We start from the raw sequence: 22,679 nt of genomic DNA, 5'->3' as shown, positions 1-22,679 counted from the left end.
TCTCAAACTCCCCAACTCTTAAACTTGCTAGGGTTTCGGCAGTTCTACTATTTCGAACCAGTACTTGCTCAGGGTTTTCATTACGTCTACCAAGGCTGTAAAAGTAACCGGCTTGGTAATGAAGGAGCTCACGCCCAGATCGTAGGTGCGCAGGATGTCCTCTTCGGCTTTTGAAGTAGTCAGCACCACCACCGGCAGCACGCGCAGGTGATCGTCGGCCTTGATCTCTTTCAGCGCCTCACGTCCGTCTTTTTTCGGCATGTTAAGGTCGAGCAGGATCAGACCCGGGGTCTGGTACTTGTCTTTGTCAATAAACTTTCCGCGGTTGTGCAGGTAGTCCATCAGCTCCTCGCCGTTCTCCACAAACTGAATCGCATTACTCAGCCGGTTCTCGTCAAGCGCTTCTTTAATGAGCATGCGGTCCTCGGCGTCGTCGTCGGCTATCAGTATCACGATTGGTCTATTCGATTTCATAGGCGTTTATTCCTTCAGGTGTGTTTTCGCTAAAGTAACAATAAAATGCGTACCCTCTCCAGGCTTGCTTTTGGCCGTAATATCACCGCCATGGCGAATGGCAATTTTACGGCAGATGGCCAGTCCAATGCCAGATCCCTCATACTTCTGTCCTTCCAGTCGCTGGAAGATGTTGAAGATCCGGTCCAGATATTTTTCGTCGAAGCCGATCCCATTGTCTTCGATGTGCAGCTCCACCAGTTCGTCGCCCGGCGTGGAGGTCATGTGTGCTTTCAGCTGCAACTCCTTCGCATAAACCTTCACCAAGGGGTCTGCTTCGTCTTTGCGGAACTTAATGGCATTGCTGATCAGGTTCTGCAGCAGTTGGCGCATCTGGGTAGGCTCAGCCTGGATAACCGGCAGCGGTCCTACCTCCACTTTGGCATGTGAACGTTCGATGGCAATTTCCAGATCCGAGAGCACTTCCTGTGCTATCTGGTTCAGGTCCGTTTTTACAAATGGCTTGGCTTTGGAAGTAACTCTGGAGAACGTGAGCAGGTCGTTGATCAGGTTCTGCATGCGGTTGGCGGCGTTGAGCATCCGGTCCACATAGTCCTTGCCCTGCTCGCTCAGGTTCTCATACTCCTTCATCTTGAGCCGGTCACCAAAAGCCTGGATTTTGCGCAGCGGCTCCTGCAGGTCGTGCGACGACACGTAGGCAAAGTCCTGCAGTTCGCGGTTGCTGCGTTCCAGTTCGGCAGCGTAGCGGCGCAGGCGCTCTTCTGTTACCTTTTGCCGGGTGATGTCGTGGATGAAGCCGGTGTATACCTTGCGGTCCGACAGCTGCACCTCACTAATGCTCAGGTATAGCGGAAAGATCGTGCCGTCTTTTTTCAGGCCCGACACTTCACGCCCTATACCGATAATGCGCTTCTCACCCGTCTCGTGGTAGTGGTGCATATAGTTGTCATGCAGACTCTTATCCGGCTCCGGCATCAGCATATTGATCTTACGACCCAACACCTCCGAGGCGTCATAGCCAAATAGCCTGCAGGCCGATGGATTGACCATCTCGATAACACCGCGCGTGTCGATGGTGATGATGCCGTCTACTGCGGTCTGAATGATGGAATTGATACGGCTCTCGCTTTCGCGCAGGGCAGCCTCCGTTTTTTTGAGTTCCGAAATGTCGTGGATCACACCTGTGAAGATCTGCTTGTCGTGCAGGTTCACTTCACTGATGCTGAGCAGAAATGGGAACACAGTACCGTCCTTCTTTTTACCAAGCACTTCACGGCCTTTTCCGATGATCTGCCCTACGCCTGTACGGTGATAGTTCTCGATGTAGGTATCGTGCAGACTATGGTCGGGCTCCGGCATCAGCATGCTCACATTGTTACCGATAATCTCCTCCGGCTGATAGCCAAAAATATGGGCAGCCGCCGGATTTACAGTTTCTACAACGCCTCTGCGGTCAATGGTGATGATGCCGTCAATAGCCGTTTCAATGATGGCTTTTAAGCGTGACTCGCTGTCTATTTGGTGGTTACCGGAATGGTCTTGTTCTTTCACACGGAATTCTTTTGCTAAATATACGCACTACGGCCTTAATGTCAAAGGAAGCGCAGAGTATCAGATTTTGACAAAGCTTTATTTGGTTCTGGTCTTATACAGCGCATATTTCTGATAAGTTTTCCTTTACGAAATGCCCGCCCACATTTTCCCGCCTTTGCAAGGCAGCAGTTGTGATCAGCTCGGCCACTGTAATCAGGTTTTGAAGCTCCAGCACTTCCTGCTGTATACTTGTCAGATCCCGTATACCTTTCACCTTCCGCTGCAGCGCTTCGATTTCGGATTGACAGCGCAGCAGTCCATGGCCTGAGCGGACAATACCGGCCTGCTCCCAGAGTAGCTTTTGTAGTTTCTCACGGCTGTGTGCAACCTCGGTCCGCATACCCAACCATAAAGCACCCACATACTCTTTTTCTACAGCCCCAGCAGGTATAGCTCCTTCCTGATTCGCGACTATACCCGTCACATGCTCCGCCGCACTTCTGGCAAACACCACCCCCTCCAGCAGCGAATTGCTCGCCAACCGGTTCGCCCCATGCACACCCGTGCAGGCCACCTCCCCGATAGCGTACAGCCTATCGATGGAAGTTTTTCCGCTCAGATCCGTTTTCACGCCGCCGCACTGGTAATGTGCTGCCGGCACGATAGGTATAAGCTGCTTTTCGACATCAATGCCAATAGTAGCACACTTATGATAAATAGAAGGGAAGTTCTGTCGCACCTTTCCGGCCGGAAGATGGCGCACATCCAGGTATAGACAAGGACTGTTGTGGCGCTGCATTTCGGTGAGCACCGCCCGGGCCACGATATCGCGGGGTGCCAGCGAGCCCAGTTGGTGATACCCATGCATGAAGCGGCTTCCGTCGGGCAGGACCAGCTCCGCCCCCGCACCCCGCAACGCCTCGCTGATCAGGAAGACCTCTCCATTGGCTTGGTACAAAGCTGTCGGGTGAAACTGGAAGAACTCCATGTTTTGGATTTCGGCCCCCGCACGTGCAGCCATGGCCAGCCCATCGCCGGTGGCTATACCTGGGTTGGTAGTGTATTGGTATACCTGTCCGGAGCCGCCGGTAGCCAGCACCACCACTTGTGCAGGTACAGACCGAACCTCGTTGGTGTGCAGATCCAGCACCTGTACGCCATAGCAAAACGTACCTGTGTCGCTGGTATCCGTGAGTAGTTCTATACCCATCTGATGTTCCTGCACCGAAATGTTCGGGTGAGTCCGCACCGCCTCCTCCAGGGCCTGCTGTATGCTGCGGCCCGTATGGTCTTTTACATGCACAATGCGGTGATGGCTGTGGCCGCCTTCCAGCCCGAGGGCCATATCGCCAGATTCAATTTTGTCGAAGCCCACGGCCATACCTTGCAGCCACTTAATAGCGGCTGGAGCCTCCTGCACCATATAGCGCACTGCCGCTTCGTCGCAAAGACCAGCGCCCGCCTCGAGCGTGTCCTGCACGTGTTGCCCGAAGGAATCGGTGGGATCGAGCACGGCGGCTATACCTCCCTGCGCCATGGCTGTGTTGGTTTCGGAAAGGGTGGCTTTGCAAAGCACCAGCACGCGGGAATGGGCAGCGGACTGCAGGGCAAACGTAAGCCCTGCAATACCACTGCCCAACACCACGAAATCAAATTCTGGCACTTTCATTTTTGATGGGGCAAAAGACTGCTGAACAAAGGACGGTCTTCTTATTGAAACTTGCTCTTTCTTGTAGTTTTCCCATATCTATACTTAGTGTTTTTCTAACCTAATTCTTAGAAAGATAAGATACATGCGAGATTGTCCCCTTGAGGGGACTACAGGGGTGTTAAAGGCTTTGGAGCTTGCAAAAACATAGCTAAACAGGTTAATGCGGCAATAGTAAACACCCCTATAATTCCCTCAAGGGGATACCTTCCCTACAAATTAAATAGGTCGACCACAGTCGCATTTCTAAGAAAAAGCCAGCATGCGCTCAATTGGCAGCAAAGCCCGTTCACGAATATCCGCTGCCAGATCCACGGTATACATTCGTTCTGCTTCCGTACCGATGGCTCGCAAAGCCTGCAGCGTGCGCTGAATGGTGATCTGTTTCATGTGCGGACATTTGATGCAAGGCACGATAAACTCTTTCTCCGGATACATGCCGCGCAAGGTCGCACCCAGGTCACATTCCGAACCCAGGATGAACTGCCGTGATTTGCTCTCGCCTACAAAGCGTAGAATATCCGATGTGCTGCCCACCACGCCACCGGCACCTGTCAGGGCAGCGGCTACGGTGTCATCCGGCACCTCCCAATGCACCAGCACTTGCGCCTCAGGGTACATCATTTTGAGGCCGTTGATGCGCTGCGGCGTGAACTGCTCGTGCACCTCGCACTTGCCTTCCCAAAGGATCAGTTCCTTGCCTGTCTCAGCTTTGATGCGGGTCTGCAGATTGCGGCCCATGAACAGGTCCGGCAGGAAAATCAGTCGGTCAGAGTCGAAAGAACGGGCGATGTCCAGCGCATTACGGGAGGTGCAGCAGATGTCCGCTTCGGCTTTGGTCTCGGCATAGGTGTTGATGTAGGCTACTACCGGTACGCCCGGATACTGCGCCTTGAGCTTTCGTACATCTGCACCGGTGATACTTTCGGCCAGCGAACAGCCTGCCTCAAAACTCGGCAGCAGCACTTGCTTGGCTGGGTTCAGGATTTTAGCAGTTTCGGCCATGAACTTTACACCACAGAAAATGATGTTGTCGGCCTCCACGCTTTTAGCGGCCACACTCAGTCCGAGCGAGTCACCCACGAAATCGGCTATACCGCCATCAGCGTGGGGCACCTGCAACTCGGGCGACATGTAGAAGTGGGACAAGATCACCGCATTCTTCTCACGCTTCAGTTCCCGTATCTCTTCCACCGCCTCCTGCAGGGCGGCAATCTCTTCGGTTTGGGCAAAAGGGTGCATGGCTCTGAATTTTTCAGAGAAGGCACCCTGTGTCAGGGTCGCTGTCATTGTATGTGTTAGATTATAGTAAGCTGTGCTGCGGACTTAGCCATTCAGCACTTGTTCTGGTTGGTTTTTGATGAAATATTTTCCGGTTTTCACGTCGTCTACCAGGCTCTGTATAGTCTTGTCGCGGAACACCTGCAAGAGGTGATCGCGGTAAACTTTGATTTCATCGTGGAGCGGACAAGGATGCTTGTCAGAGCATTGCTTCATGCCCATGCCGCATTTCTTAAATGCTTCCAGCCCATCGATCAGGCGTACCACTTCCAGAATGCTGATCTCGTTGGCCGGACGGTGTAAGAAGAAACCACCGTGTGGTCCTTTGATAGAAGCGATCACGCCTTTGCGCACCATGTCCTGCAGAATCTTGCCCATAAAATGGGCAGGCAGTTCCAGCTCGTTCGCTATTTCCTTTATACCTACCCGCTTGCCTTCATCGTCAGCCATCGCGATGTATACAATGGACCTCAGGGCGTATTCTGTTGTTTTCGAAAGCATAACCTTGTCTTTAAATCCTTTGGCTCGGATCACAAATTTATCAGGTATTTCCCAGTAATCGCATTCCTTCCTCACTTATCATCTCGGGTGTCCACTGCGGGAGCCATACCAGCTCCACCTTTATCTCCAGATTCGGAAAACGCTTGTGCAGCATCTGCTCGGCTGCCGTGGTAATGGTACCACTCATGGGGCACCCCGGCGTTGTCAGCGTCAACTCCACCCGTAGTGTCTCCTTGTCTTCGTCGACCACTACTTTATATACAAGCCCGAGGTCGACAATGTTTATACCTATTTCAGGGTCGATGATGTATTTGAGCGCTTCATACGCTTCGTTGACGAGCTCCTGTTCCTGCGTTTTCATATCCAAATGGTTTTAAATCTTTCACCTTGTGCAGCAGCACCTTAAACACGTTGCCCGCATACAGCACAGCCGTTATGCTTAGCAACACGGCCCCCAGCAAGATCACCGTTTGCTCTGCTAGCAGCACGCCTCCCAGCAAAGCCACCAGTCCTACGATGTAAGTTATATTCTGCCAGCGCAGCAAGCTTACGCTGTACAAATCCTTTGGCATGGGCGTTTTGAAACGGCCCACATAGTCTTCGTAGCTGTGCATCCAGACGATGAAAGGGAGCGTCTTGAAGGTTTGACCCAGTATCAAAGCCGACACGAAGCCGAAGAAGATCGAGAGTCCGTACACCAGGTATAGCGCCGAAAGCAGGCGTTGCGGCAAGCCAAATTGCAGCGTCACCACAAGCACCAGCACAATCGGCAGGATGAGCAGGGTTAGCGCCACGAAAGTCTGTTTCATGCCCAGGTCCATGTCGGGACGTTTGCCAAGGCATTTGGCCTGGTAGAGGAAAAAGAGAAAGCTGCCTATGCCAGCTACTACCATGGCCGCGTACAGCACATTGTAACCCGTATGGAGAAAAATATGATCTGCTGCAAAGAGCACCAATCCACCGTTGATCAGGTAATAACTCCAGGTCAGACTCCGTGTATCTTCAGGGTGTGCCAGCAGGAACATCGGGATCAGTTTAGAGCCTACCCCCACGATCAGCAACAGGAACCAGCCTGCCATACCTAAGTGCGCATGCAACTGTAAATAATGCACATGGTCCTGCGGTAAAAACGGAAATTGAAAGTTGAAGACCATCAATACGCCCACCAGTCCAGTGGCTACCAACCACACAACTGAAGTCACCATAAAGTCGGCCTCTATCCCCCACTTTTTCACCTGTCGGGCGGTCTGCACCACGTTATAGGCAAAAAGCAGAAAGGCGAGAAAGAGCAGGCAGGCCGCTATGTGCATGATGGTGCCCACCCAGAAATTCCAGAAGGAGATGGAGAGCATGACTGTACCAGTTGACAGCAGTACAAAGGCCGCTATACCTAGTTTTTCATTATAAAGCCGCACCTCCAGCACCACCGGCAGCAGTTGGTAGACGGAGCCAAAGATGATCATGGTCGCCCAGCCCAGCGCCGCCACGTGTGTCATTGTGAGCAGCTTCGGATGGAAGTAGTGTCCGCTAAAGGCATCGGTTGAGAAAACCAGCAGCAGGCACAGCACCACAAAGGACACCGCCGCGAAGGCGTAGTGCGGTAGCACAAGCCATTTAGATGGTGAATTGGAAATAGTTGCGGCGCTCATGGGTGTGTAAATTGTTAATTGTTGGTTGTTGATTGTTGATTGTTTGCTCTAACTTGTTTATATCTTCCATTGTCATCTCGAATGAAATGAGAGATCTGGAATATTTTATAACAATAGTAAAATTTCAGATTTCTCCCGCCAATCGAAATGACAAAAGTCACTTGAAAAGACAGCATTGGTTAGGTATAGAGCCTATCGATATATCAACAAATGCACTTCATTCGGCCCCACCTCTTTTATACTCACTGTAAAGCCCCGCTCTGTCAGTTGCGGCAGCAGAAACTGCGGTACTTTGCGGTGATGCACATACAGCGCCTCATTTTCAGACAGTGTTTCCAATGCACTGAGTATAGACACCATCGGTTGCGGCATTTCCATCTGGCGCACATCGATGTGCTGCAACCTGCCGCTATACCTGGCCAAAACGTCATCGAAATTCTCTTCAGTTTTGGAATCAGCAACCTCCAATTTCTCTCCTACACGCTGCCTCTTAAAATAGGTCTTCACCAGATTCGGGCCCAGCGTTTCGGTATAGTACTCGAAGCCTTTGGGGCGCACGATCGCGATGAGCGGAATCGGTTCGAAGGTATTCACAATGCACAGCACCTGTTCGGGACTCAGCTTGTTCACCGCATCCATGATCTGCAGGAAGGGGTCGTCGCCTTTGGAGATGGTATCGCGCACGTCCAGCACGAGGGTGTCTGTTGCCTTCAGATTTGTCATGAAGGCGGGTCTTTCCAAAACATCGGTTTCCATGGGTATTGCCCTTTTGTTGTGAGTTGGTGTTGACGCGATGCTGAAGCCCAGCGGCTGCAGCTTTTCATAAAAATCCTCCACCCGGCACTTGCCTATGCGGGCGGCGGCGGCGATGGTGACCCGCGACGCCAGCACTTTGCGCAGCACGGGGTTCCGCAGCTTTTCAAAGTGCCTGTTTATCGACACGATGGCCTCTAACGCCGCAGGGTTCTCCCGCAGGATAGTCGAGATCCGGGTAGTGGCAGAAAGATCCATGGTTAGGCTACCTTTTTGTTCTCCCAGAAAGCAGGCAAAAACTCGTCTTTCGGCTCCTGCAGGTCATGCTCCAGCAACCTGCCTACATCGGCTAGTTCCTCCGGATCGGCCACAGTTTGCAGGTAGGGGAACAGCTCGCGTTCCTCCCAACGGATGTGGTCCGTCAGATCCTGCTGCAGGGTAGCTACCAGTGAGGTGTTCACCGTTTTTTGTTTGTTAATCAGTCCGATGATGGCCTCAATCAACTGGTGCTCTTCGTGCAGTCTGACAGAGTTCACATCGTCTTTTGGTAAGAGTCTTTTCAGGATCACCTCCTCTTCGCGGCAGTGCGCTTTGAGGATGTTCGTCCAGAAGTACTGGATGTACTGGCGCATGATCTCCAGCGAAGTGCCGTTTGCCATCCCTTGCTTCAGTTTCCAGCAGAACAGCAGTCCGAAGTGGTGCTCCCGTGAGAGCGGAACCAGGTTTTTGTCACGTTTCAGGGGTTTTTGTTTGGTTGCAGTTGTCATAGTTGTGGTGGGCTTTGCCCGTTGCGGTTAATATTTGCTGATGGGTTTTCAGGAAAAGAGTGGGAAGTAGGGGTTTGCTCACTGTTGTAAACCCACCCCTGCCCCTCTCAAGAGGGGAATTGGGAATGATTGTCATCCCCCTACCCCCTTCAAAGGGGGACTTTCTCCAACCCTTTTGTCATCCTGAAAGGATCTTAGTTACAAGTAGCATAGGCTTAACCTCCCTTCAACCAAGTTTCTTAACAGAATGACAATTAATCCTAAGTGACCTTAAAAGGAGACTCTCTTCAAATGGAGCAGCATTTAAATTAGGCTAAATAAATCCTGTTAATCCTCTAATCCTGAAAATCCTGATTCAGACAATTTACTTCAGCACCTCTTTCTCCAGCTCCACAGCCTTAGGGAACAGCACATTGTTCTCCAGGTGGATGTGGCGGTGCAGGTCTTCTTCGAACTCCTGTAGTTTCGAGAACATCACACGGTAAGTCGCGCAGGCGTCGGCTGGCAGGGTGTAGTCGTCCGTTAGTTTGCGGATGGCGGCCAGTTCGTCGCCGGCGGCTTCGTGCTCCATCTCCATCATGTTGATTGGGTTCTGAATGCTGCCGAAAGCGGGACGGTCCAGTTTCACGCCGTTCTTTTTGGCTTCTTCCAGTTGCTTGATGAACGGGAACAGCACGCGCTCTTCTTTCGGCATGTGGGCCTCCAGTTCGTTAGCGATGTTCACAAAGTGCTTGGCAACTTCCACCACTTCCGGGTGACGGCCGCCGTGCACACGGGCAACTTTGGTGGTGTATTCGTAGAGCGTAGGGATAGACTCACGCACGTAGCTGTGGTGCATGTTCACGATGTAGTCGCCCAGGAAACTCAACGTCCATTTTTCGTATTCGTTGCCGCGGGTGGTGGCGCTGCCTGTATCAGGTATAGCGTTCAGTTCGTTCTCTACCACTTCAGGGTTAATGCCTTTTTCTTCGCACACCTGCTTCAGCGATTTTTTGCCGCCGCAGCAAAAGTCGATGCCGTATTTTTTGAACACCTGCGCCTTGCGGTAGTCTTTGGCCACCAGCTCGCCCACGGTCTCTCCTTCTTCAGGTGTCAGTTTCGAAATCTTTACTTCCCAGATTTCCGGGCCCTGCAACAGGTACTCCCACTTAAAGGTATTGCCGCGCTCGCCCAGCAACTGGTAGTACAGCGGCTTCGGGTCGTGGTCGTTGTGAATCACGAAAGCTTCGCCGCCATTCAGGTTGTCGAACCAGTTAAAAATGGTCGGGTGCTTCATGCGTGGCTCCAGTACCGTTACGTCTAATTTTTCTATGGTTTCCATGGTGTTGTTTTAAATGAATAATGGGTTGTAAATGATTGCCGATGTAAAAGTATGTACGAAAAAAATTAAATAAAAGATAAAAAGGTCTTTTTTTCTTAATTATTTAATTTCTACATTTACTCCACTCTATATAGACATTTACGATACACCATAACTTATTCAAAATCAATATAAAACATTAAAACAAGCCTTATGAAAAAAGGAAGTCCCCGAGCCAGCGGTCTGGCTGTTTCCCGCTTCTTCACCCGACACGGTGAGAGCCCGTATGCCTTGTTCGACTACGAAAAAAGGTCCTCCACCATCCGTGACCCCACAGGCAGTATTGTGGCCGAGATAAAGGATGTGGAAGTGCCTGCAAAGTGGTCGCAAATTGCCACGGACATACTCGCCCAGAAGTACCTGCGCAGGGCGGGTGTGCCGCAGCCGGATGGCAGCAAAGGCGCGGAAAAATCGGTGAAACAAGTGGTGCACCGGCTAGCCGATTGCTGGAAAACTTGGGGCGAAGGGCATGGTTATTTTAAGACACCCGAAGACGCGCAGGCTTTTTATGACGAACTGGTGTACATGCTCCTCGGGCAGTATGCCGCACCCAATTCGCCGCAGTGGTTCAACACGGGCCTCTACAACTCTTATAAGTTAAAGGGCAAGGCGCAGGGACACTATTATGTAGACCCCGAAACTGAAAAGCTGCAGGAGTCGACTTCGGCCTACGAGCGTCCGCAGCCGCATGCCTGTTTTATACTGGCCGTAGATGATGACCTCGTGAACAAAGGCGGTATTATGGACCTGTGGGTGCAGGAAGCCCGCATATTCAAATATGGCTCGGGTGTGGGCACCAATTTCTCGAACATCCGGGGCAAAGAGGAAGCGCTGGGCGGTGGCGGCAGCTCCTCTGGTTTGATGTCGTTCCTGAAGATTGGCGACCGGGCGGCAGGGGCTATCAAATCGGGGGGCACGACACGGCGGGCGGCCAAAATGGTATGCCTCGACCTCGACCACCCCGAAATTGTAGAGTTCATCAACTGGAAAAAAGAAGAAGAGAAAAAAGTGGCGGCCCTGATTGCGGCGGGCTACTCGGCGGACTACAACGGCGAAGCCTACCAGACTGTGTCGGGACAGAACTCGAACAACTCCGTGCGGGTGCCGAACGCCTTTTTCAAGGCGCTGCAACACGACGAACCGTGGCACCTCCGGGCCCGCTCAACGGGCAAGGTGATGCAGGCTATACCTGCGCAAGACTTGTGGGACACCATTGCCGACGCGGCATGGTCCTGCGCCGACCCGGGACTGCAGTTCGACACGACTATTAACGAGTGGCATACCTGTCCCGCTGAAGGGCCTATCCGCGCCTCAAACCCGTGCTCGGAGTACATGTTCCTTGACAACACGGCCTGCAACCTTGCCTCGCTCAACCTGATTCGCTTTTTCGATGAAGCCACGCAGACATTTGATGTAGCCGCTTACCGCCACGCCTGCCGCCTCTGGACCATGGTGCTGGAGATTTCGGTGCTGATGGCGCAGTTCCCCTCCGAAGAAGTGGCCCGGCGTTCTTACGATTACCGTACCATTGGGCTGGGTTACGCCAACCTCGGCGCTTTGCTGATGGTGCAGGGCTTGGCCTACGACAGCGACGAAGCCCGCACCGTAGCCGCCGCACTCACCGCGATTATGACGGGTACTTCTTATGCGACTTCTGCCGAGATGGCCGCCGAGCTGGGTGCATTTCCGAAGTATAAGCTCAACGAAGAAGCCATGCTGCGCGTCATACGCAACCACCGGGCGGCCGCGCACAACCAACCCAAAGCGTACGAAGGCTTGTCTATACCTGCCGTTCCGCTCGACCCTGCCCTTTGCCCCGACTACCTGCACCAGGCCGCCTGCGCTGCGTGGGACGAAGCCCTGGAACTAGGCCAGAAGCACGGCTACCGCAATGCGCAGGCCACGGTCATCGCCCCAACGGGCACCATCGGTTTGCTGATGGACTGCGACACCACGGGTGTGGAGCCTGACTTTGCGCTGGTGAAGTATAAGAAACTGGCGGGTGGCGGTTATTTCAAGATCATCAACCAGTCTATACCTGCCGCGCTGCGCAAACTGGGCTATACCGAAGCCGAGCTGCAGGCCATCGTGAACTACGCCAAAGGCCACGCGACCTTCAAGGGCGCTCCGCACATCAACGAAGACTCACTCACGGCCAAAGGATTCACGCCCGAAGAGATTCAGAAACTGGAAGCGGCCCTGCCGACGGCGTATGATGTGGCCTCGCTCTTCAGTGCCTATACCTTGGGCGACGCCACCTTGCAGCGACTCGGCTTTACACCGGAACAGTACCACCAGCCGGACTTCAACCTGTTAACCGCGCTCGGCTATACCTATGCCCAGCAAGAAGAAGCCAGCGACTACATCTGCGGCACCATGACCACCGAAGGCGCACCCTACCTGCGCGAAGAACATTACCCAGTGTTTGACTGCGCCAACAAGTGCGGGCACAAGGGCAAGCGTTTCATCAAGCCCGAAGGCCACATCCAGATGATGGCCGCCGTGCAGCCGTTCATTTCGGGAGCCATCTCCAAGACCATCAACCTGCCCAACGAAACCACCCGCGAAGAAGTGGCCCGTTGCTACCTCCTGTCGTGGGAACTGGGCCTGAAAGCCTGTTCGATTTACCGCGACGGCAGCAAGCTTTCGCAGCCACTCTCGTCGAGTAGCAAGAAAGCCGAAACCGACACAGCACCCGACGCGGAAGCGCCGCAGACCGACAACAGCATAAGCGCCGAACAGGTGCTGCAGGCGGCCAAGGCCATTCTGGAAGACGCCGCCAACGAGCCTTTTCGCAAGCAACTGGCCCACATGGTGGAGCGCCGCAAGCTGCCGGACAAGCGCAATGGTTTCACCCAGAAAGCTAAGATTGACGGCCATACCGTGTACATCCGCACGGGCGAGTACCCGAACGGAGAGCTCGGCGAAGTGTTCATCGACATGTACAAGGAAGGCGCCTCGTTCCGCTCCATCCTAAACTGTTTCGCCATCGCGGTGTCGCTGGGCCTGCAGTATGGCGTGCCACTGGAAGAGTTTGTGAGCCGATTCACGTTTACCCGTTTCGAGCCAGCGGGCCGCGTGGAGCACCCCAACATCAAGTCGGCCACATCGGTTTTCGACTACCTCTTCCGCCTCCTCGGCTACGAGTACCTGAAGCGCGAAGACCTCGTGCATGTACCGAGTGAGAAGAATACAGAACCGACCCCGCCAGTCGCCCCGGGTATACCTGCCCTCGCCACGCCAGCGGCCCAGCCCGAGCTGGCAAGCGACGTGAAAGCCAATGGCTATACCTTGGTGACACAGAGCCGCACCGTGCTGATGGAACAGACCCAGCAAGTGCTGGCAAGCATGATGGGCGACGCCCCCATCTGCAACGTCTGCGGCCACATTACCATCCGCTCCGGCACGTGCTACAAATGCCTGAACTGTGGGAATAGTTTGGGGTGTAGTTGAGGGAGTTGAGTGGAAATGAAACAGGAGCGTCTGGAAATAGGCGCTCCTGTTTTTTTTTGCTTTGGGGGTGAGTTGGGTACTATAGAAAAAGGGCTATATTAGCTTTAGTAAGTGCAGATGGTATGTTTTGAGATACTTAGAAAAATCCCTAATCCAGAAAACCCATCCTTTTGTACACAGCAACTATATTTTCACACTTTCGAGGTAGTTGGGGGAGATGTAAATGACTTTCAAAAAATTTCCTACAAATACGAAGAGTAGGAAGTTATTAATTTTCATATGAGATACGCGATAATTCTCTACGCCATTTGCATTTCTGCCATGCTATTGCTTGCATTTGGGGAAAAGGACTCAATAATGCTAATTATTCTACTTGTAATGAGTTTGATTCCATATTATGCTATTAGTTCAGTTGCTTTTGTAATACTAATCCTAAATGACAGAGACCATCCTTTTTGGAGAGGAATTGTTTGCACTCTATGCGTTATAGGCTTACTACTCGCGCTTATAGACTTCCTTAGTCAAGATTTTAGGTCTTTTGATGGTCTAATTTTGTATTGCTGGCGGCTATCGATAATAATGCCTTACATCCTAATATTTGTGAGAGCTATTAACCCTAAAAATGACAATGAATAAAATCACAGCTCACCTAAAACCCTCCCTATACTTGTACTTAGGCTGAATAATTCCCTTGCTTAATCAGTAATCAAAACTAAAAATATGCAACTAAAACCAAACTGAAAGAACAAATGAAGCGACCTGTTTTAACCCTTTTGCTACTAGTGGGCTTATGTGGTGCAGTCTATGCGCAATCGTCTTTCTTTTTCCCTACATTTTGGCGCTCTTATTTAGTACTTCACATCTTGCCTGTATTAGCTTTGCATCTCTCCTTGCTATGGGGCAGAAAGCATTCAGTTGCAAGAGTGATAGTTTATGGGTTGTGTGGTATAGCTGCTGTATATTCTGCATGAAGTTTCGGCATATAAGGCATATAAACGTCATGATGACATATAAATAGAATTTGTAGCAATTTTGTAACAATAATATTACCTACGATGGAAAAGTTTAATTTGATTTTAGGTATAAATGCCAGCCAGCCTTTTCATCGTGTAGCTGATATCTTTAATAAAAGTTATGGTTTAATTAATTATAAAATAGATAAAGCTAACATAGTAGTCTCAGGCATTAATTTATCTCCAGAGAATGTATTCTTTTTAGGAGCTCTCTATTGTCATGTAAGCTATAATTGGAATAGGAAAATACAGGAAAGAATTAAGGATAGAGACAAACTAACGCTTTGGGGCCAGAAGTACTTTGTAGGCACGGAAGATGAAAAAGTGGAAAGTAATAACTTCAACCGACAACAATTGGTAAAATTTCCAATTGATTATTTTGAATCATTTGTTAAAAATGTAATCCAAGGTAATATTTTACAAAATACACTGCAAAAAGAAGACATTACTTTTGAAACGAGTTTAAATTTTCCTGACCTGATTTCAATATCAGTACAAGAATTCAATAATGAATTTGGAAGTGATTTTCAAGTATTAAATGTTTATGATGATGACGGACAAGACATCGCAGAATTAAAGTATATAAATTGTAATCTAATTGATGTTTTTTGTCTAGGCTATACCGTCGCCCTCAAAGAAGAAAAACGGTTTGAAGAATTTAGGCGCAGGAATACAATAAAATAACATTACTACTGCTAACCACACCTATACTGTAGCTATGCCACCGCATAGGCCAGTATGTTCTCAATCCTGCCAATCCTAAAAAATCCTGTAAATCCTGATTCAGACAATTTTAACTTTTACCCCCCGCTGCCCCAGAAAAAACAACCCCAACCCCAGCGGCATGGGCACACTCGCCCAGAACATCAGCCAGTTGAAACTCGGCAATGCTGTCAGCCCGAGCCAGAGCAAAGTACCTTGCCCGAACAGCATTAATTCCGTAGCGAAGAAGCCTGCCAGAAAAAGCGACAGCCCGATACCGCCATACCTGCCGAGCCGGTAGAGGCCTTGCTGCAACTGGAAGCCCAACACTAAGAGCGACACAAAGCCGAGTAGCGACAGGTGCAGGTAGCCGATGATGGTTAGGCAAAGCAAATAAGCATATCGGAAAAACAAATAATTCGTAAATTTAGAGCAGCACCCTATTGCATTAGCCATGTCAGAAATACAACTATATACCAAGCTAAGTACGCTCCCCCCTGCGCTTAAGGCAGAAGTGAGTGATTTTGTAGACTTCCTTTTAAGCAAGAAAAAGAAAGCTGTGAAAGCGAATAAGCCTACATTCGGCTATGCCAAAGGACAATTCAAAATGTCTCCCGACTTTGATGCTCCACTTGACGATTTCAAGGAGTACATGCCTTAATCACAACTCACCAATCACCACCTAAGTAGCCTCCTTTAGAATTGTCACGACACACTATGCCGACGAGTTTTATACTTGATACCCATACCTTGATTTGGTTTCTGAACGGAGACGAGCAGCTCTCTAAAACTGCAAGGGCAGCCATTGAAAAGGAAGCAAACGACAAGTATGTGAGCGTTGCCAGCTTGTGGGAAATGGCGATAAAGATTAGCCTGAAAAAGCTTGAGTTCGCGAACTTTCCTGCTATCGCAAACATGATTTCTGAAAACGGATTCGAAATACTGCCCATCACTTTCGAGCATACCTTAAAGGTGGCCGAACTAGATTATATACACGGTGACCCTTTCGACAGAATACTAGTCGCACAAGGCATCGTGGACCAGATGGCAATTATTTCAAAGGATGGCAACATCGCGAAATATCCTATTGAAGTGCTTTGGTAGAATTTATTTCCTAAGCCAGCTCAAACCCGGCAAAAACCGTCAGCCCCAGCCTATCCTAACCTCTTAAACATAATAATAATTAATTTGTCAGCTATTCTAGAGTGGTAAAAGTAAAATAGGGTATGCAAGAAGAACTAATAAACAGAATAACGATAGACCCCAATATTTGTCATGGGAAACCCACTATTCGTGGTTTGCGGTATCCTGTTCACAACATGCTGGAGCTTTTAGCTTCGGGTATGACCATAAAAGAACTTCTCAAAGATTATCCTGATTTAGAGCAAGAAGATTTTCTCGCTTGCTTGGCATACGCTGCAAAACTGATGCAAGTAAAGAGTATCTACAGAATAGCTTCATGAAGTTAAGTTTTGGTTTACGCCAAACTTGCTATTATTGCTACCTGTTGATCTGCGACATGATTTGCATACCAAATCCTGCCAATCCTAAAATCCTGCAAATCCTGATTCAGACAATCTTCACTTTCACCCCCCGCTGCCCCAAAAACAACAGCCCTAATCCCAGCGGCATCGGCACACTCGCCCAGAACATCAGCCAATTAAAACTCGGCAAAGCCGTCAGCCCGAGCCAGAGCAAGGTGCCTTGCCCGAACATAAGCAATTCCGTAGCGAAGAAACCTGCCAGGAAAAGCGACAGTCCGATACCGCCATACCTGCCGAGTCGGTAGAGCCCTTGCTTCAACAGGAAGCCGAGCACGAACAGCGACACAAAACCGAGCAGCGACAGGTGCAGGTAGCCGATGATGAAATAGCGCAGTTTGTAGGCCAAGTCCGCCATATACGGGAAAGCAGAAGCGGTTTGCAGTACCAGTTTCAGCACGAAGAACACCAGCGCCATACCTACCAGCGCACGCACCCACGGTTTGAGCAAAGCCACAACCTCCGCCCATACCTGTCTTGAAATTTTAAGCAAGTAGTACAGTCCCGCCAGTTGCATGGCCACCGACACATAGCCGATGGCGTATACCCAGTCCGCCGGTTTGGTCCACAGCACCGAAAGCGCATAGGCAGGCAGACAGGCCAGTGCCAGCAACCAGAAAGCCCGCATGGCCCAGCGTCGGTTGACGTATACCTGGTGGTGCTCCAGAAACCAGAACAAAAGCCCGAGCACGGCAAAGGTAAACCAGCCGTTGTACTGGAAATGCAGGTAGAAATAGATGGCCGAGTAGTAGAGTTCACCGCCAATAGTGCCCTTCGCCATAATCGGCCCCATCGCCCAGGGACCGATGGAAGATACCACCATAAACAGCAAAGCAGCCCCGATGTATTTCAGGGAAATGGCGTGCGCACCGGTGTCGACTTGGCACTGCACATGCTGCCAGTAGCTGCGGGCAAACCAGTAGCTGAGCAAAATGTGCAGGGTCGAGAAGATGATGGAAAACAACGCATAGCCCTGCACCGGGAAAGTAAACAACATGCCCAGCACCGATACCTGCGTCAGGAAAAACTGCCTTCGGAAAGACTTGCGTGCCGCGCTTGTTACGGCCGGAAAAATGTAAAGCAAGGCGGCAAAAAAAGCGCAGTAAAGCCAGCCCAGCAAGGCCACATGCGAGTGCGCATGCAGGAAGTTTTTGTAGTTGACGCCATCTACAGGCGACACCATCAGCCAGCGTAGAAAAAGGCCCAGCACTGCCACCAGCACAAAATACCCCAGCGCAAGCCGTGCCCGCATCAGGGTATCCTGTCCTGTTTGTGTGTTTTGCTGTCGCCTTTCTCTAACCTCTGTCATCGCTTACTCAAAGTACTGGTTGTATTCTTTCAGCCGCGCACTTACCCGCGCCAGCGCCTGTTCGGACTGGTGCTCGTCTTTTTCCGCCAATATATTCACGTCCTCCACCAGCGGCATCAGGTATACGTGCAGCATGTCGTGGGCAGGGCCTTTCATGCGGCAGTCCTTGAAGAGCTGTTGCATTTCAGCTTTCATCGAAGTCCCCAGATCGTTGTAAGCCTCCGCTGAATTGTTCTCGGCCTGCATCTTGAACTCCTGCAGCATACCTTGCAACTGGGCAATGTGGCGGTTGGTTGGTTCGTCGGCTTTCCAACGCTCGGTGCCGTTCAGGGCCAGGGTTTGCTCTTCATGGATCACCTCAGTATGCTCCGTTTCCAGATCGCGCTCGTGTCCGCACATGGAAGTCAGGCTGGCCAGAAAAATAGCGATAATGATCAGTTTCATAATACACCCCCTTCCGCTTCTTCCGCCACAGGTATAGCGCTCAGCACCAGGCGCAGTAAGTCCTGCTGCAGCGACTGACTGCGGTCTTTCGCATACAGCGTATGCACCAGCGTACCGATCTCCTCTTTCGTCGCATTCGGGTTTTCCTCCTTGAAGTGCAGCACTTGCTCGAGTATCGCCAGCGGCCGCGGCCCCCAGGTGAACAGGCGCTCGTTCGTCTCCGCGTTCAGGCAGATCAGCTTCGGTATAGCACGGCTGCCGTTGGTGAGGCAGGTGTCCATCCAAGCGGGATTTTCGTCGCGCAGAATCACGGTGAGCTCGATGGTTGGCACGGCGTCGGCGATAGCGGCAAGGGCAGGCAGTTGCTGCGCTCCGTCGCCGCACCACGACTCCACCAGCACCACCCAATGCCACTCAGGGCGCGGCTGCTGCAGGGCTGCGAGTAAGTCAGGGTTGATGGAGAATTGCTTCTCGACGCGCTTCATGCGTTGCTGGTTCAGCCTGGTATAGCCAATGCGTTCTTCGGTTTGCTCGGGGCCTGTGGTTTGGTTGTTGGCTACCAGTTCGTCTACCAATTTCTTGAAGCTCTGGTAGGTAAGCGGGTTGATGAGTTCGGGGGTCAATATATCGGGGGTGTTCATGAGACATTTGGGTTAAATTATACTGCAAGTCTACCCATCCACGCCTGTTTATAAAATGACTTAAGTCACTCACATACAATAATTAACAAACCTATAACCGGATGTAAAAATAAATACATAGAAAATGACCTATGTCATTATTTTGACTAACGATGCTCATTTCTGAGGGCTTGAAATTAGCCTACCTTGTCATGCCATCTATCCTATTAAGACGGTATCTATCTTATCAAATTACACACATGGGCGTCACTACCATACAACCAACCACATTATTCGATCCGGACGATCTTAAGGTCGCTTTTAGTAATAAAACGGATGAAGAACTTAAACTTGCCCACTTCCTATTCAGGATGATGGGTAAGCCTACGCTAGTCAAACTGGGCGGCATCGCCACAGTCTGGGCGCTCAAGCTTGGGCTGCCGATCAAAGGTCTGGTGAAGAATACGATCTACCGTCACTTTTGCGGGGGAGAAACGGCGCAGCAGGCACAGCGGGCCATCCGTCGCATGGCCAATGCCAAGGTATACACCGTGCTCGATTACGCCGCTGAAGCTAAGGAAGACGAAGCCGGTTTTGACTACGTGCTCGACGAGATCATGCGCAACATCCGGCTGGCAAAAGTCACTGGGGAAATTCCTTATATCAGTGTGAAACTGACAGGTATAGGCTCCCGTGAAATTTTTCAGAAACTGCAGGAGGGCGAGTCACTTACAGCCGAGGAAACTGCAGCCTTTCAACGCACTGAAAACCGCCTGAACCTGATCTGCAAAGCCGCCTTCGAAGCCAACATTACGGTATACATTGATGCAGAAGAAAGCTGGCTGCAGCAAGCCATGGACGAGCTGGCCGAAAAGATGATGCTCCGCTATAACGAGCACCGTGCCGTGGTCTTCAACACCCTGCAGATGTACCGCACGGACCGCATCGCTTACCTCACCGATCTGCTCAAAAGAAGCGAAGGCTATGATGTGGTGCTGGGTATAAAGATCGTGCGGGGCGCATACATCGAGAAAGAGCAGGAACGAGCCGCTGAGTATGGGTATCCGAGCCCGGTATTCAGCATCAAAGCCGACACCGATCATAGCTTCGACAAAGCCATCGACATCTGTCTGCAGAATCTACATAGAGTAGAACTTTGTGCCGCCACGCACAACGAAGCCAGCACCCGCTACCTTGTCAACCAGATCAACCGTCGGGGTATAGCTGATCACCGCAAGTGTATTTACTTCTCGCAGCTCTACGGCATGAGCGACAACCTGACCTACAACCTGGCCAGCGCCGGCTTCAACGCTTCCAGATACCTGCCTTACGGCGATGTGGCCACTACGCTGCCTTACATGATCAGGCGGGCAGAAGAGAATACGTCCATTGCCGGACAAATGGGCAGGGAGTTGAGTTTGCTGGAGGCGGAGATGAAGCGGAGGGGGTTGTAGCACTCCACCCCGACCCCTAAAATATAAGGAGAAGTTTGGGAACGATTAACCCACCCCTAACCCCTCCGAGGAGGGGATTTTGGGAACGATTAACATCCCCCTACCCCCTTCTTTGTCGAGGGCCCCTACCCCCAAGGGGGACTTTCTACTCGAAAATTCCCCTCTTGGGAGGGGCAGGGGTGGGTTAATCGTGCATGAGAATCCTGTAAATCCTTGGGGTAGGTTACCTATAGAGATTCAGACAAAGAAGGGGCAAGAGATAAACAAAGTAAAAAATCAGTAAAAACGATACCACATTTTCATTCATGATCAAAAACACACCGCACACCTTCCACATCCCGGTTATGGGACTGGCTTTTTCCATTGACTCGCCCATGAAAGTGGCGCAGTATGGTATTTCCTCTGTCATTTCGCTGAGCGACGATACGCTGATCGAGCAGATGCGACAGCATTACAGTCAGGTATACCAGGAGCGCTTTACGCCCATCACACTCAAAGACGAAGACTACCGCGCCCGCCGCATCACAGAGTACCTTAACCTGGCAGACCGCATTGTGAAGCAGCAAGTGGAGAGCCTGAAACAGGAGTCCTTTGATGCAGAGTCGCGCCTGACCAAGTACTATCTGCTGCTGCCTGATCAGGCGCCGTTCAAAGTTCTTTATCAGAAGATGGTGCAGACCAACAATCCGGAGCTGAAAAAGATCATGCAGGATGAGCTGCGCCAGGCAGTGGTACCGGGAAGTATCGATGTGAACATCATGACCAAGCTCGACAAAACCAATTACGACAAAGACGGCAATCCGCTGCCATCGGAGTACTCCGACGCACTGGCCGCACTGCGTGGTTTTGCCAGGAGCACGGTGCATGCTTCGGTGATTTTTTCGGCAGGTATGAACATGCGTCTCTACAGTTACCTCGAGCAGTTTCCTTGCTTCTTCCCTGATGAAAATGGCTACCTGCAGAAGCAGGTGGTGATTAAAGTAAGTGATTACCGCTCGGCCTTTGTGCAGGGTAAGATTCTGGCCAAGAAAGGCATCTGGGTATCGGAGTTCCGCATCGAGTCGGGCCTGAACTGTGGCGGTCACGCTTTTGCCACAGACGGTTACCTGATCGGCCCGATCCTGGAGGAGTTCAAGCAAAACCGGCAGGCCATGCAGGAGGAGCTCTATACCTTGTTCAGCAACGCACTTACAGCCAAAGGCTACCCTGTGCCAGCCACGGCACCAACCATGCACATTACGATGCAGGGCGGCATTGGCACATCCGAAGAGCACAACTTCCTGCTGGAGCACTACGGCATGGACGCCGCCGGTTGGGGCACGCCGTTTTTGCTTGTACCCGAAGCCACTACGGTAGACGTAGAAACAATGGAGAAGCTGGCCCGCGCCAAAAAAGAAGACTTATACCTGAGCCCGATCTCCCCGCTTGGCGTACCGTTCAACTCCCTTCGCGGTACCAGCTCCGAAGCCCTCACACTGGCGCGCATTGAAAAAGGCAAGCCAGGTAGCCCATGCGAGAAGAAGCACCTTGTCTCAAACACAGACTTCACAAAAGAGCCAATCTGCACCGCCTCCCGTAAGTACCAGCGCAACAAGCTCGTGCAGCTACAGGGTTTAGGTTTGCCGGAAGCTGAATACAAAGCGCAGGAAGCCAAAGTACTGGAGAAAGAGTGCCTCTGTGAAGGACTGGCCAACACGGCTCTCGTAAAACTAGGTATAGCACGTAAAGCCGTTGCGTCCAGACCGGTAGCTATTTGCCCGGGACCGAACCTGGCCTACTTCTCCAACATCTTTAAGCTGCAGGAAATGGTGGACCATATTTACGGCCGCATGAACGTGCTCAACAATACCTACCGCCCGCACGTGTTCGTCAACGAGCTGCGGATGTATGTGGACTACTGGAAGAACAAGAAGGCAGAGTTGCAGGAGAGCATGACCGACAAGCAGGAGAAATACCTCCAGAACTTCTGGCAGAACCTGCAGCAAGGTATAAGCTATTACAAAGAGCAACTGCCTGTTCTGTTCAAGGACCAATTGGAAAAGCGCGTGCTCATGCTGGATGAATTACTGGACGCAGAAGACCAATTACAGTTGGCGAATCAGAAGATATAAACGAAC

21 protein-coding genes are annotated in these 22,679 nt (G+C 51.2%); 7 read left to right on the top strand and 14 right to left on the bottom strand.

Annotated features, from left to right (window positions below; genetic code table 11):
- Window positions 1–27: 27 nt before the first annotated feature.
- The 10 genes from AC5FXQ_RS19785 to ric form a co-directional block, all read right to left on the bottom strand.
- Window positions 28–474 (bottom strand): response regulator, encoded by a 447-nt coding sequence (locus AC5FXQ_RS19785; RefSeq protein ID WP_493604141.1) that lies wholly within the window; start codon window positions 472–474, stop codon window positions 28–30.
- Between the two features lie 6 nt (window positions 475–480).
- Window positions 481–2,025, bottom strand: coding sequence for a sensor histidine kinase (locus AC5FXQ_RS19780; RefSeq protein WP_493604140.1), 1,545 nt, complete (start codon window positions 2,023–2,025; stop codon window positions 481–483).
- A gap of 94 nt (window positions 2,026–2,119) precedes the next feature.
- Window positions 2,120–3,676, bottom strand: a complete 1,557-nt coding sequence (gene nadB / locus AC5FXQ_RS19775; RefSeq protein ID WP_493604139.1) for an L-aspartate oxidase — start codon at window positions 3,674–3,676, stop codon at window positions 2,120–2,122.
- Window positions 3,677–3,961: 285 nt separating this feature from the next.
- Window positions 3,962–5,005 carry a quinolinate synthase NadA gene (gene nadA, locus AC5FXQ_RS19770; protein ID WP_493604138.1) on the bottom strand — a complete coding sequence of 348 codons (1,044 nt, stop codon included), beginning with the start codon at window positions 5,003–5,005 and terminating at the stop codon, window positions 3,962–3,964.
- A 36-nt stretch (window positions 5,006–5,041) separates the two neighbouring features.
- Window positions 5,042–5,497, bottom strand: coding sequence for an RrF2 family transcriptional regulator (locus AC5FXQ_RS19765; RefSeq protein ID WP_493604137.1), 456 nt, complete (start codon window positions 5,495–5,497; stop codon window positions 5,042–5,044).
- 40 nt (window positions 5,498–5,537) lie between these two features.
- Window positions 5,538–5,858 carry a metal-sulfur cluster assembly factor gene (locus AC5FXQ_RS19760; protein ID WP_493604136.1) on the bottom strand — a complete coding sequence of 107 codons (321 nt, stop codon included), beginning with the start codon at window positions 5,856–5,858 and terminating at the stop codon, window positions 5,538–5,540.
- On the bottom strand, window positions 5,818–7,146 hold the full coding sequence (locus tag AC5FXQ_RS19755; protein ID WP_493604135.1) for a hypothetical protein: 1,329 nt from the start codon (window positions 7,144–7,146) through the stop codon (window positions 5,818–5,820). Before AC5FXQ_RS19755 ends, AC5FXQ_RS19760 begins: the two co-directional genes overlap by 41 nt.
- A gap of 192 nt (window positions 7,147–7,338) precedes the next feature.
- A complete protein-coding gene (locus tag AC5FXQ_RS19750; RefSeq protein WP_493604134.1) occupies window positions 7,339–8,157 on the bottom strand; it encodes a DUF2249 domain-containing protein in 819 nt (272 codons plus the stop codon).
- Between the two features lie 2 nt (window positions 8,158–8,159).
- On the bottom strand, window positions 8,160–8,666 hold the full coding sequence (locus AC5FXQ_RS19745; protein WP_493604133.1) for a hemerythrin domain-containing protein: 507 nt from the start codon (window positions 8,664–8,666) through the stop codon (window positions 8,160–8,162).
- A gap of 364 nt (window positions 8,667–9,030) precedes the next feature.
- Window positions 9,031–9,987, bottom strand: a complete 957-nt coding sequence (gene ric / locus AC5FXQ_RS19740) for an iron-sulfur cluster repair di-iron protein (protein ID WP_493604132.1) — start codon at window positions 9,985–9,987, stop codon at window positions 9,031–9,033.
- A 192-nt stretch (window positions 9,988–10,179) separates the two neighbouring features.
- Between ric and AC5FXQ_RS19735 the strand changes: the two genes are divergently transcribed.
- Both AC5FXQ_RS19735 and AC5FXQ_RS19730 read left to right on the top strand, forming a co-directional pair.
- Entirely contained in the window at window positions 10,180–13,479 is a 3,300-nt protein-coding gene (locus AC5FXQ_RS19735; protein ID WP_493604131.1) for a vitamin B12-dependent ribonucleotide reductase, read from the top strand.
- A gap of 1,055 nt (window positions 13,480–14,534) precedes the next feature.
- Entirely contained in the window at window positions 14,535–15,176 is a 642-nt protein-coding gene (locus AC5FXQ_RS19730) for a hypothetical protein (RefSeq protein ID WP_493604130.1), read from the top strand.
- Window positions 15,177–15,275: 99 nt separating this feature from the next.
- On the opposite strand, the gene AC5FXQ_RS19725 is transcribed toward AC5FXQ_RS19730, so the two are convergent.
- On the bottom strand, window positions 15,276–15,587 hold the full coding sequence (locus AC5FXQ_RS19725) for a hypothetical protein (RefSeq protein ID WP_493604129.1): 312 nt from the start codon (window positions 15,585–15,587) through the stop codon (window positions 15,276–15,278).
- 61 nt (window positions 15,588–15,648) lie between these two features.
- Here AC5FXQ_RS19725 and vapB point away from each other — a divergent pair, with 61 nt between their 5' ends.
- The 3 genes from vapB to AC5FXQ_RS19710 all read left to right on the top strand — a co-directional run bounded on the left by vapB (window position 15,649) and on the right by AC5FXQ_RS19710 (window position 16,657).
- The gene (vapB, locus tag AC5FXQ_RS19720; RefSeq protein ID WP_493604128.1) at window positions 15,649–15,855 is read left to right on the top strand and encodes a type II toxin-antitoxin system VapB family antitoxin; all 207 of its coding nucleotides are present in this window, start codon (window positions 15,649–15,651) and stop codon (window positions 15,853–15,855) included.
- 56 nt (window positions 15,856–15,911) lie between these two features.
- On the top strand, window positions 15,912–16,298 hold the full coding sequence (locus AC5FXQ_RS19715; protein ID WP_493604127.1) for a type II toxin-antitoxin system VapC family toxin: 387 nt from the start codon (window positions 15,912–15,914) through the stop codon (window positions 16,296–16,298).
- A 122-nt stretch (window positions 16,299–16,420) separates the two neighbouring features.
- Window positions 16,421–16,657, top strand: a complete 237-nt coding sequence (locus tag AC5FXQ_RS19710; protein WP_493604126.1) for a DUF433 domain-containing protein — start codon at window positions 16,421–16,423, stop codon at window positions 16,655–16,657.
- Window positions 16,658–16,763: 106 nt separating this feature from the next.
- Here AC5FXQ_RS19710 and AC5FXQ_RS19705 read toward each other — a convergent pair whose 3' ends face one another.
- Genes AC5FXQ_RS19705 through AC5FXQ_RS19695 form a run of 3 tightly spaced genes read right to left on the bottom strand, consistent with a single transcriptional unit; the run spans window position 16,764 to window position 19,129 of the window.
- A complete protein-coding gene (locus tag AC5FXQ_RS19705; protein ID WP_493604125.1) occupies window positions 16,764–18,044 on the bottom strand; it encodes a hypothetical protein in 1,281 nt (426 codons plus the stop codon).
- A 3-nt stretch (window positions 18,045–18,047) separates the two neighbouring features.
- A complete protein-coding gene (locus AC5FXQ_RS19700) occupies window positions 18,048–18,488 on the bottom strand; it encodes a hypothetical protein (RefSeq protein ID WP_493604124.1) in 441 nt (146 codons plus the stop codon).
- Window positions 18,485–19,129: a thioredoxin family protein gene (locus tag AC5FXQ_RS19695; protein WP_493604123.1), complete on the bottom strand. Its 645-nt coding sequence runs from the start codon at window positions 19,127–19,129 to the stop codon at window positions 18,485–18,487. The genes AC5FXQ_RS19700 and AC5FXQ_RS19695 overlap by 4 nt, the downstream gene beginning before the upstream one ends.
- Before the next feature lie 239 nt (window positions 19,130–19,368).
- On the opposite strand from AC5FXQ_RS19695, the gene AC5FXQ_RS19690 reads away from it, so the two are divergent.
- Together AC5FXQ_RS19690 and AC5FXQ_RS19685 are read left to right on the top strand one after the other, a co-directional pair.
- Window positions 19,369–20,562 (top strand): proline dehydrogenase family protein, encoded by a 1,194-nt coding sequence (locus AC5FXQ_RS19690; RefSeq protein WP_493604122.1) that lies wholly within the window; start codon window positions 19,369–19,371, stop codon window positions 20,560–20,562.
- A gap of 305 nt (window positions 20,563–20,867) precedes the next feature.
- On the top strand, window positions 20,868–22,673 hold the full coding sequence (locus tag AC5FXQ_RS19685; RefSeq protein WP_493604121.1) for a hypothetical protein: 1,806 nt from the start codon (window positions 20,868–20,870) through the stop codon (window positions 22,671–22,673).
- Window positions 22,674–22,679: the final 6 nt, after the last annotated feature.

This window comes from Pontibacter sp. LHS1 (assembly GCF_058932855.1).
Note: the sequence above shows the minus strand (reverse complement) of the source record. Positions and strands in the feature narration are given on the sequence as shown.

Bases quoted from the DNA above. Each gene is read 5' to 3' on its own strand.
- AC5FXQ_RS19785 (WP_493604141.1), bottom strand. From the start codon at position 474: ATGAAATCGAATAGACCAATCGTGATACTGATAGCCGACGACGACGCC.
- nadA (WP_493604138.1), bottom strand. From the start codon at position 5,005: ATGACAGCGACCCTGACACAGGGTGCCTTCTCTGAAAAATTCAGAGCC.
- AC5FXQ_RS19765 (WP_493604137.1), bottom strand. From the start codon at position 5,497: ATGCTTTCGAAAACAACAGAATACGCCCTGAGGTCCATTGTATACATC.
- AC5FXQ_RS19695 (WP_493604123.1), bottom strand. From the start codon at position 19,129: ATGAACACCCCCGATATATTGACCCCCGAACTCATCAACCCGCTTACC.
- AC5FXQ_RS19750 (WP_493604134.1), bottom strand. From the start codon at position 8,157: ATGGATCTTTCTGCCACTACCCGGATCTCGACTATCCTGCGGGAGAAC.
- AC5FXQ_RS19735 (WP_493604131.1), top strand. From the start codon at position 10,180: ATGAAAAAAGGAAGTCCCCGAGCCAGCGGTCTGGCTGTTTCCCGCTTC.
- nadB (WP_493604139.1), bottom strand. From the start codon at position 3,676: ATGAAAGTGCCAGAATTTGATTTCGTGGTGTTGGGCAGTGGTATTGCA.
- AC5FXQ_RS19760 (WP_493604136.1), bottom strand. From the start codon at position 5,858: ATGAAAACGCAGGAACAGGAGCTCGTCAACGAAGCGTATGAAGCGCTC.
- AC5FXQ_RS19685 (WP_493604121.1), top strand. From the start codon at position 20,868: ATGATCAAAAACACACCGCACACCTTCCACATCCCGGTTATGGGACTG.
- AC5FXQ_RS19755 (WP_493604135.1), bottom strand. From the start codon at position 7,146: ATGAGCGCCGCAACTATTTCCAATTCACCATCTAAATGGCTTGTGCTA.
- AC5FXQ_RS19710 (WP_493604126.1), top strand. From the start codon at position 16,421: ATGCAAGAAGAACTAATAAACAGAATAACGATAGACCCCAATATTTGT.
- vapB (WP_493604128.1), top strand. From the start codon at position 15,649: ATGTCAGAAATACAACTATATACCAAGCTAAGTACGCTCCCCCCTGCG.
- AC5FXQ_RS19730 (WP_493604130.1), top strand. From the start codon at position 14,535: ATGGAAAAGTTTAATTTGATTTTAGGTATAAATGCCAGCCAGCCTTTT.
- AC5FXQ_RS19700 (WP_493604124.1), bottom strand. From the start codon at position 18,488: ATGAAACTGATCATTATCGCTATTTTTCTGGCCAGCCTGACTTCCATG.
- AC5FXQ_RS19715 (WP_493604127.1), top strand. From the start codon at position 15,912: ATGCCGACGAGTTTTATACTTGATACCCATACCTTGATTTGGTTTCTG.
- ric (WP_493604132.1), bottom strand. From the start codon at position 9,987: ATGGAAACCATAGAAAAATTAGACGTAACGGTACTGGAGCCACGCATG.
- AC5FXQ_RS19690 (WP_493604122.1), top strand. From the start codon at position 19,369: ATGGGCGTCACTACCATACAACCAACCACATTATTCGATCCGGACGAT.
- AC5FXQ_RS19705 (WP_493604125.1), bottom strand. From the start codon at position 18,044: ATGACAGAGGTTAGAGAAAGGCGACAGCAAAACACACAAACAGGACAG.
- AC5FXQ_RS19745 (WP_493604133.1), bottom strand. From the start codon at position 8,666: ATGACAACTGCAACCAAACAAAAACCCCTGAAACGTGACAAAAACCTG.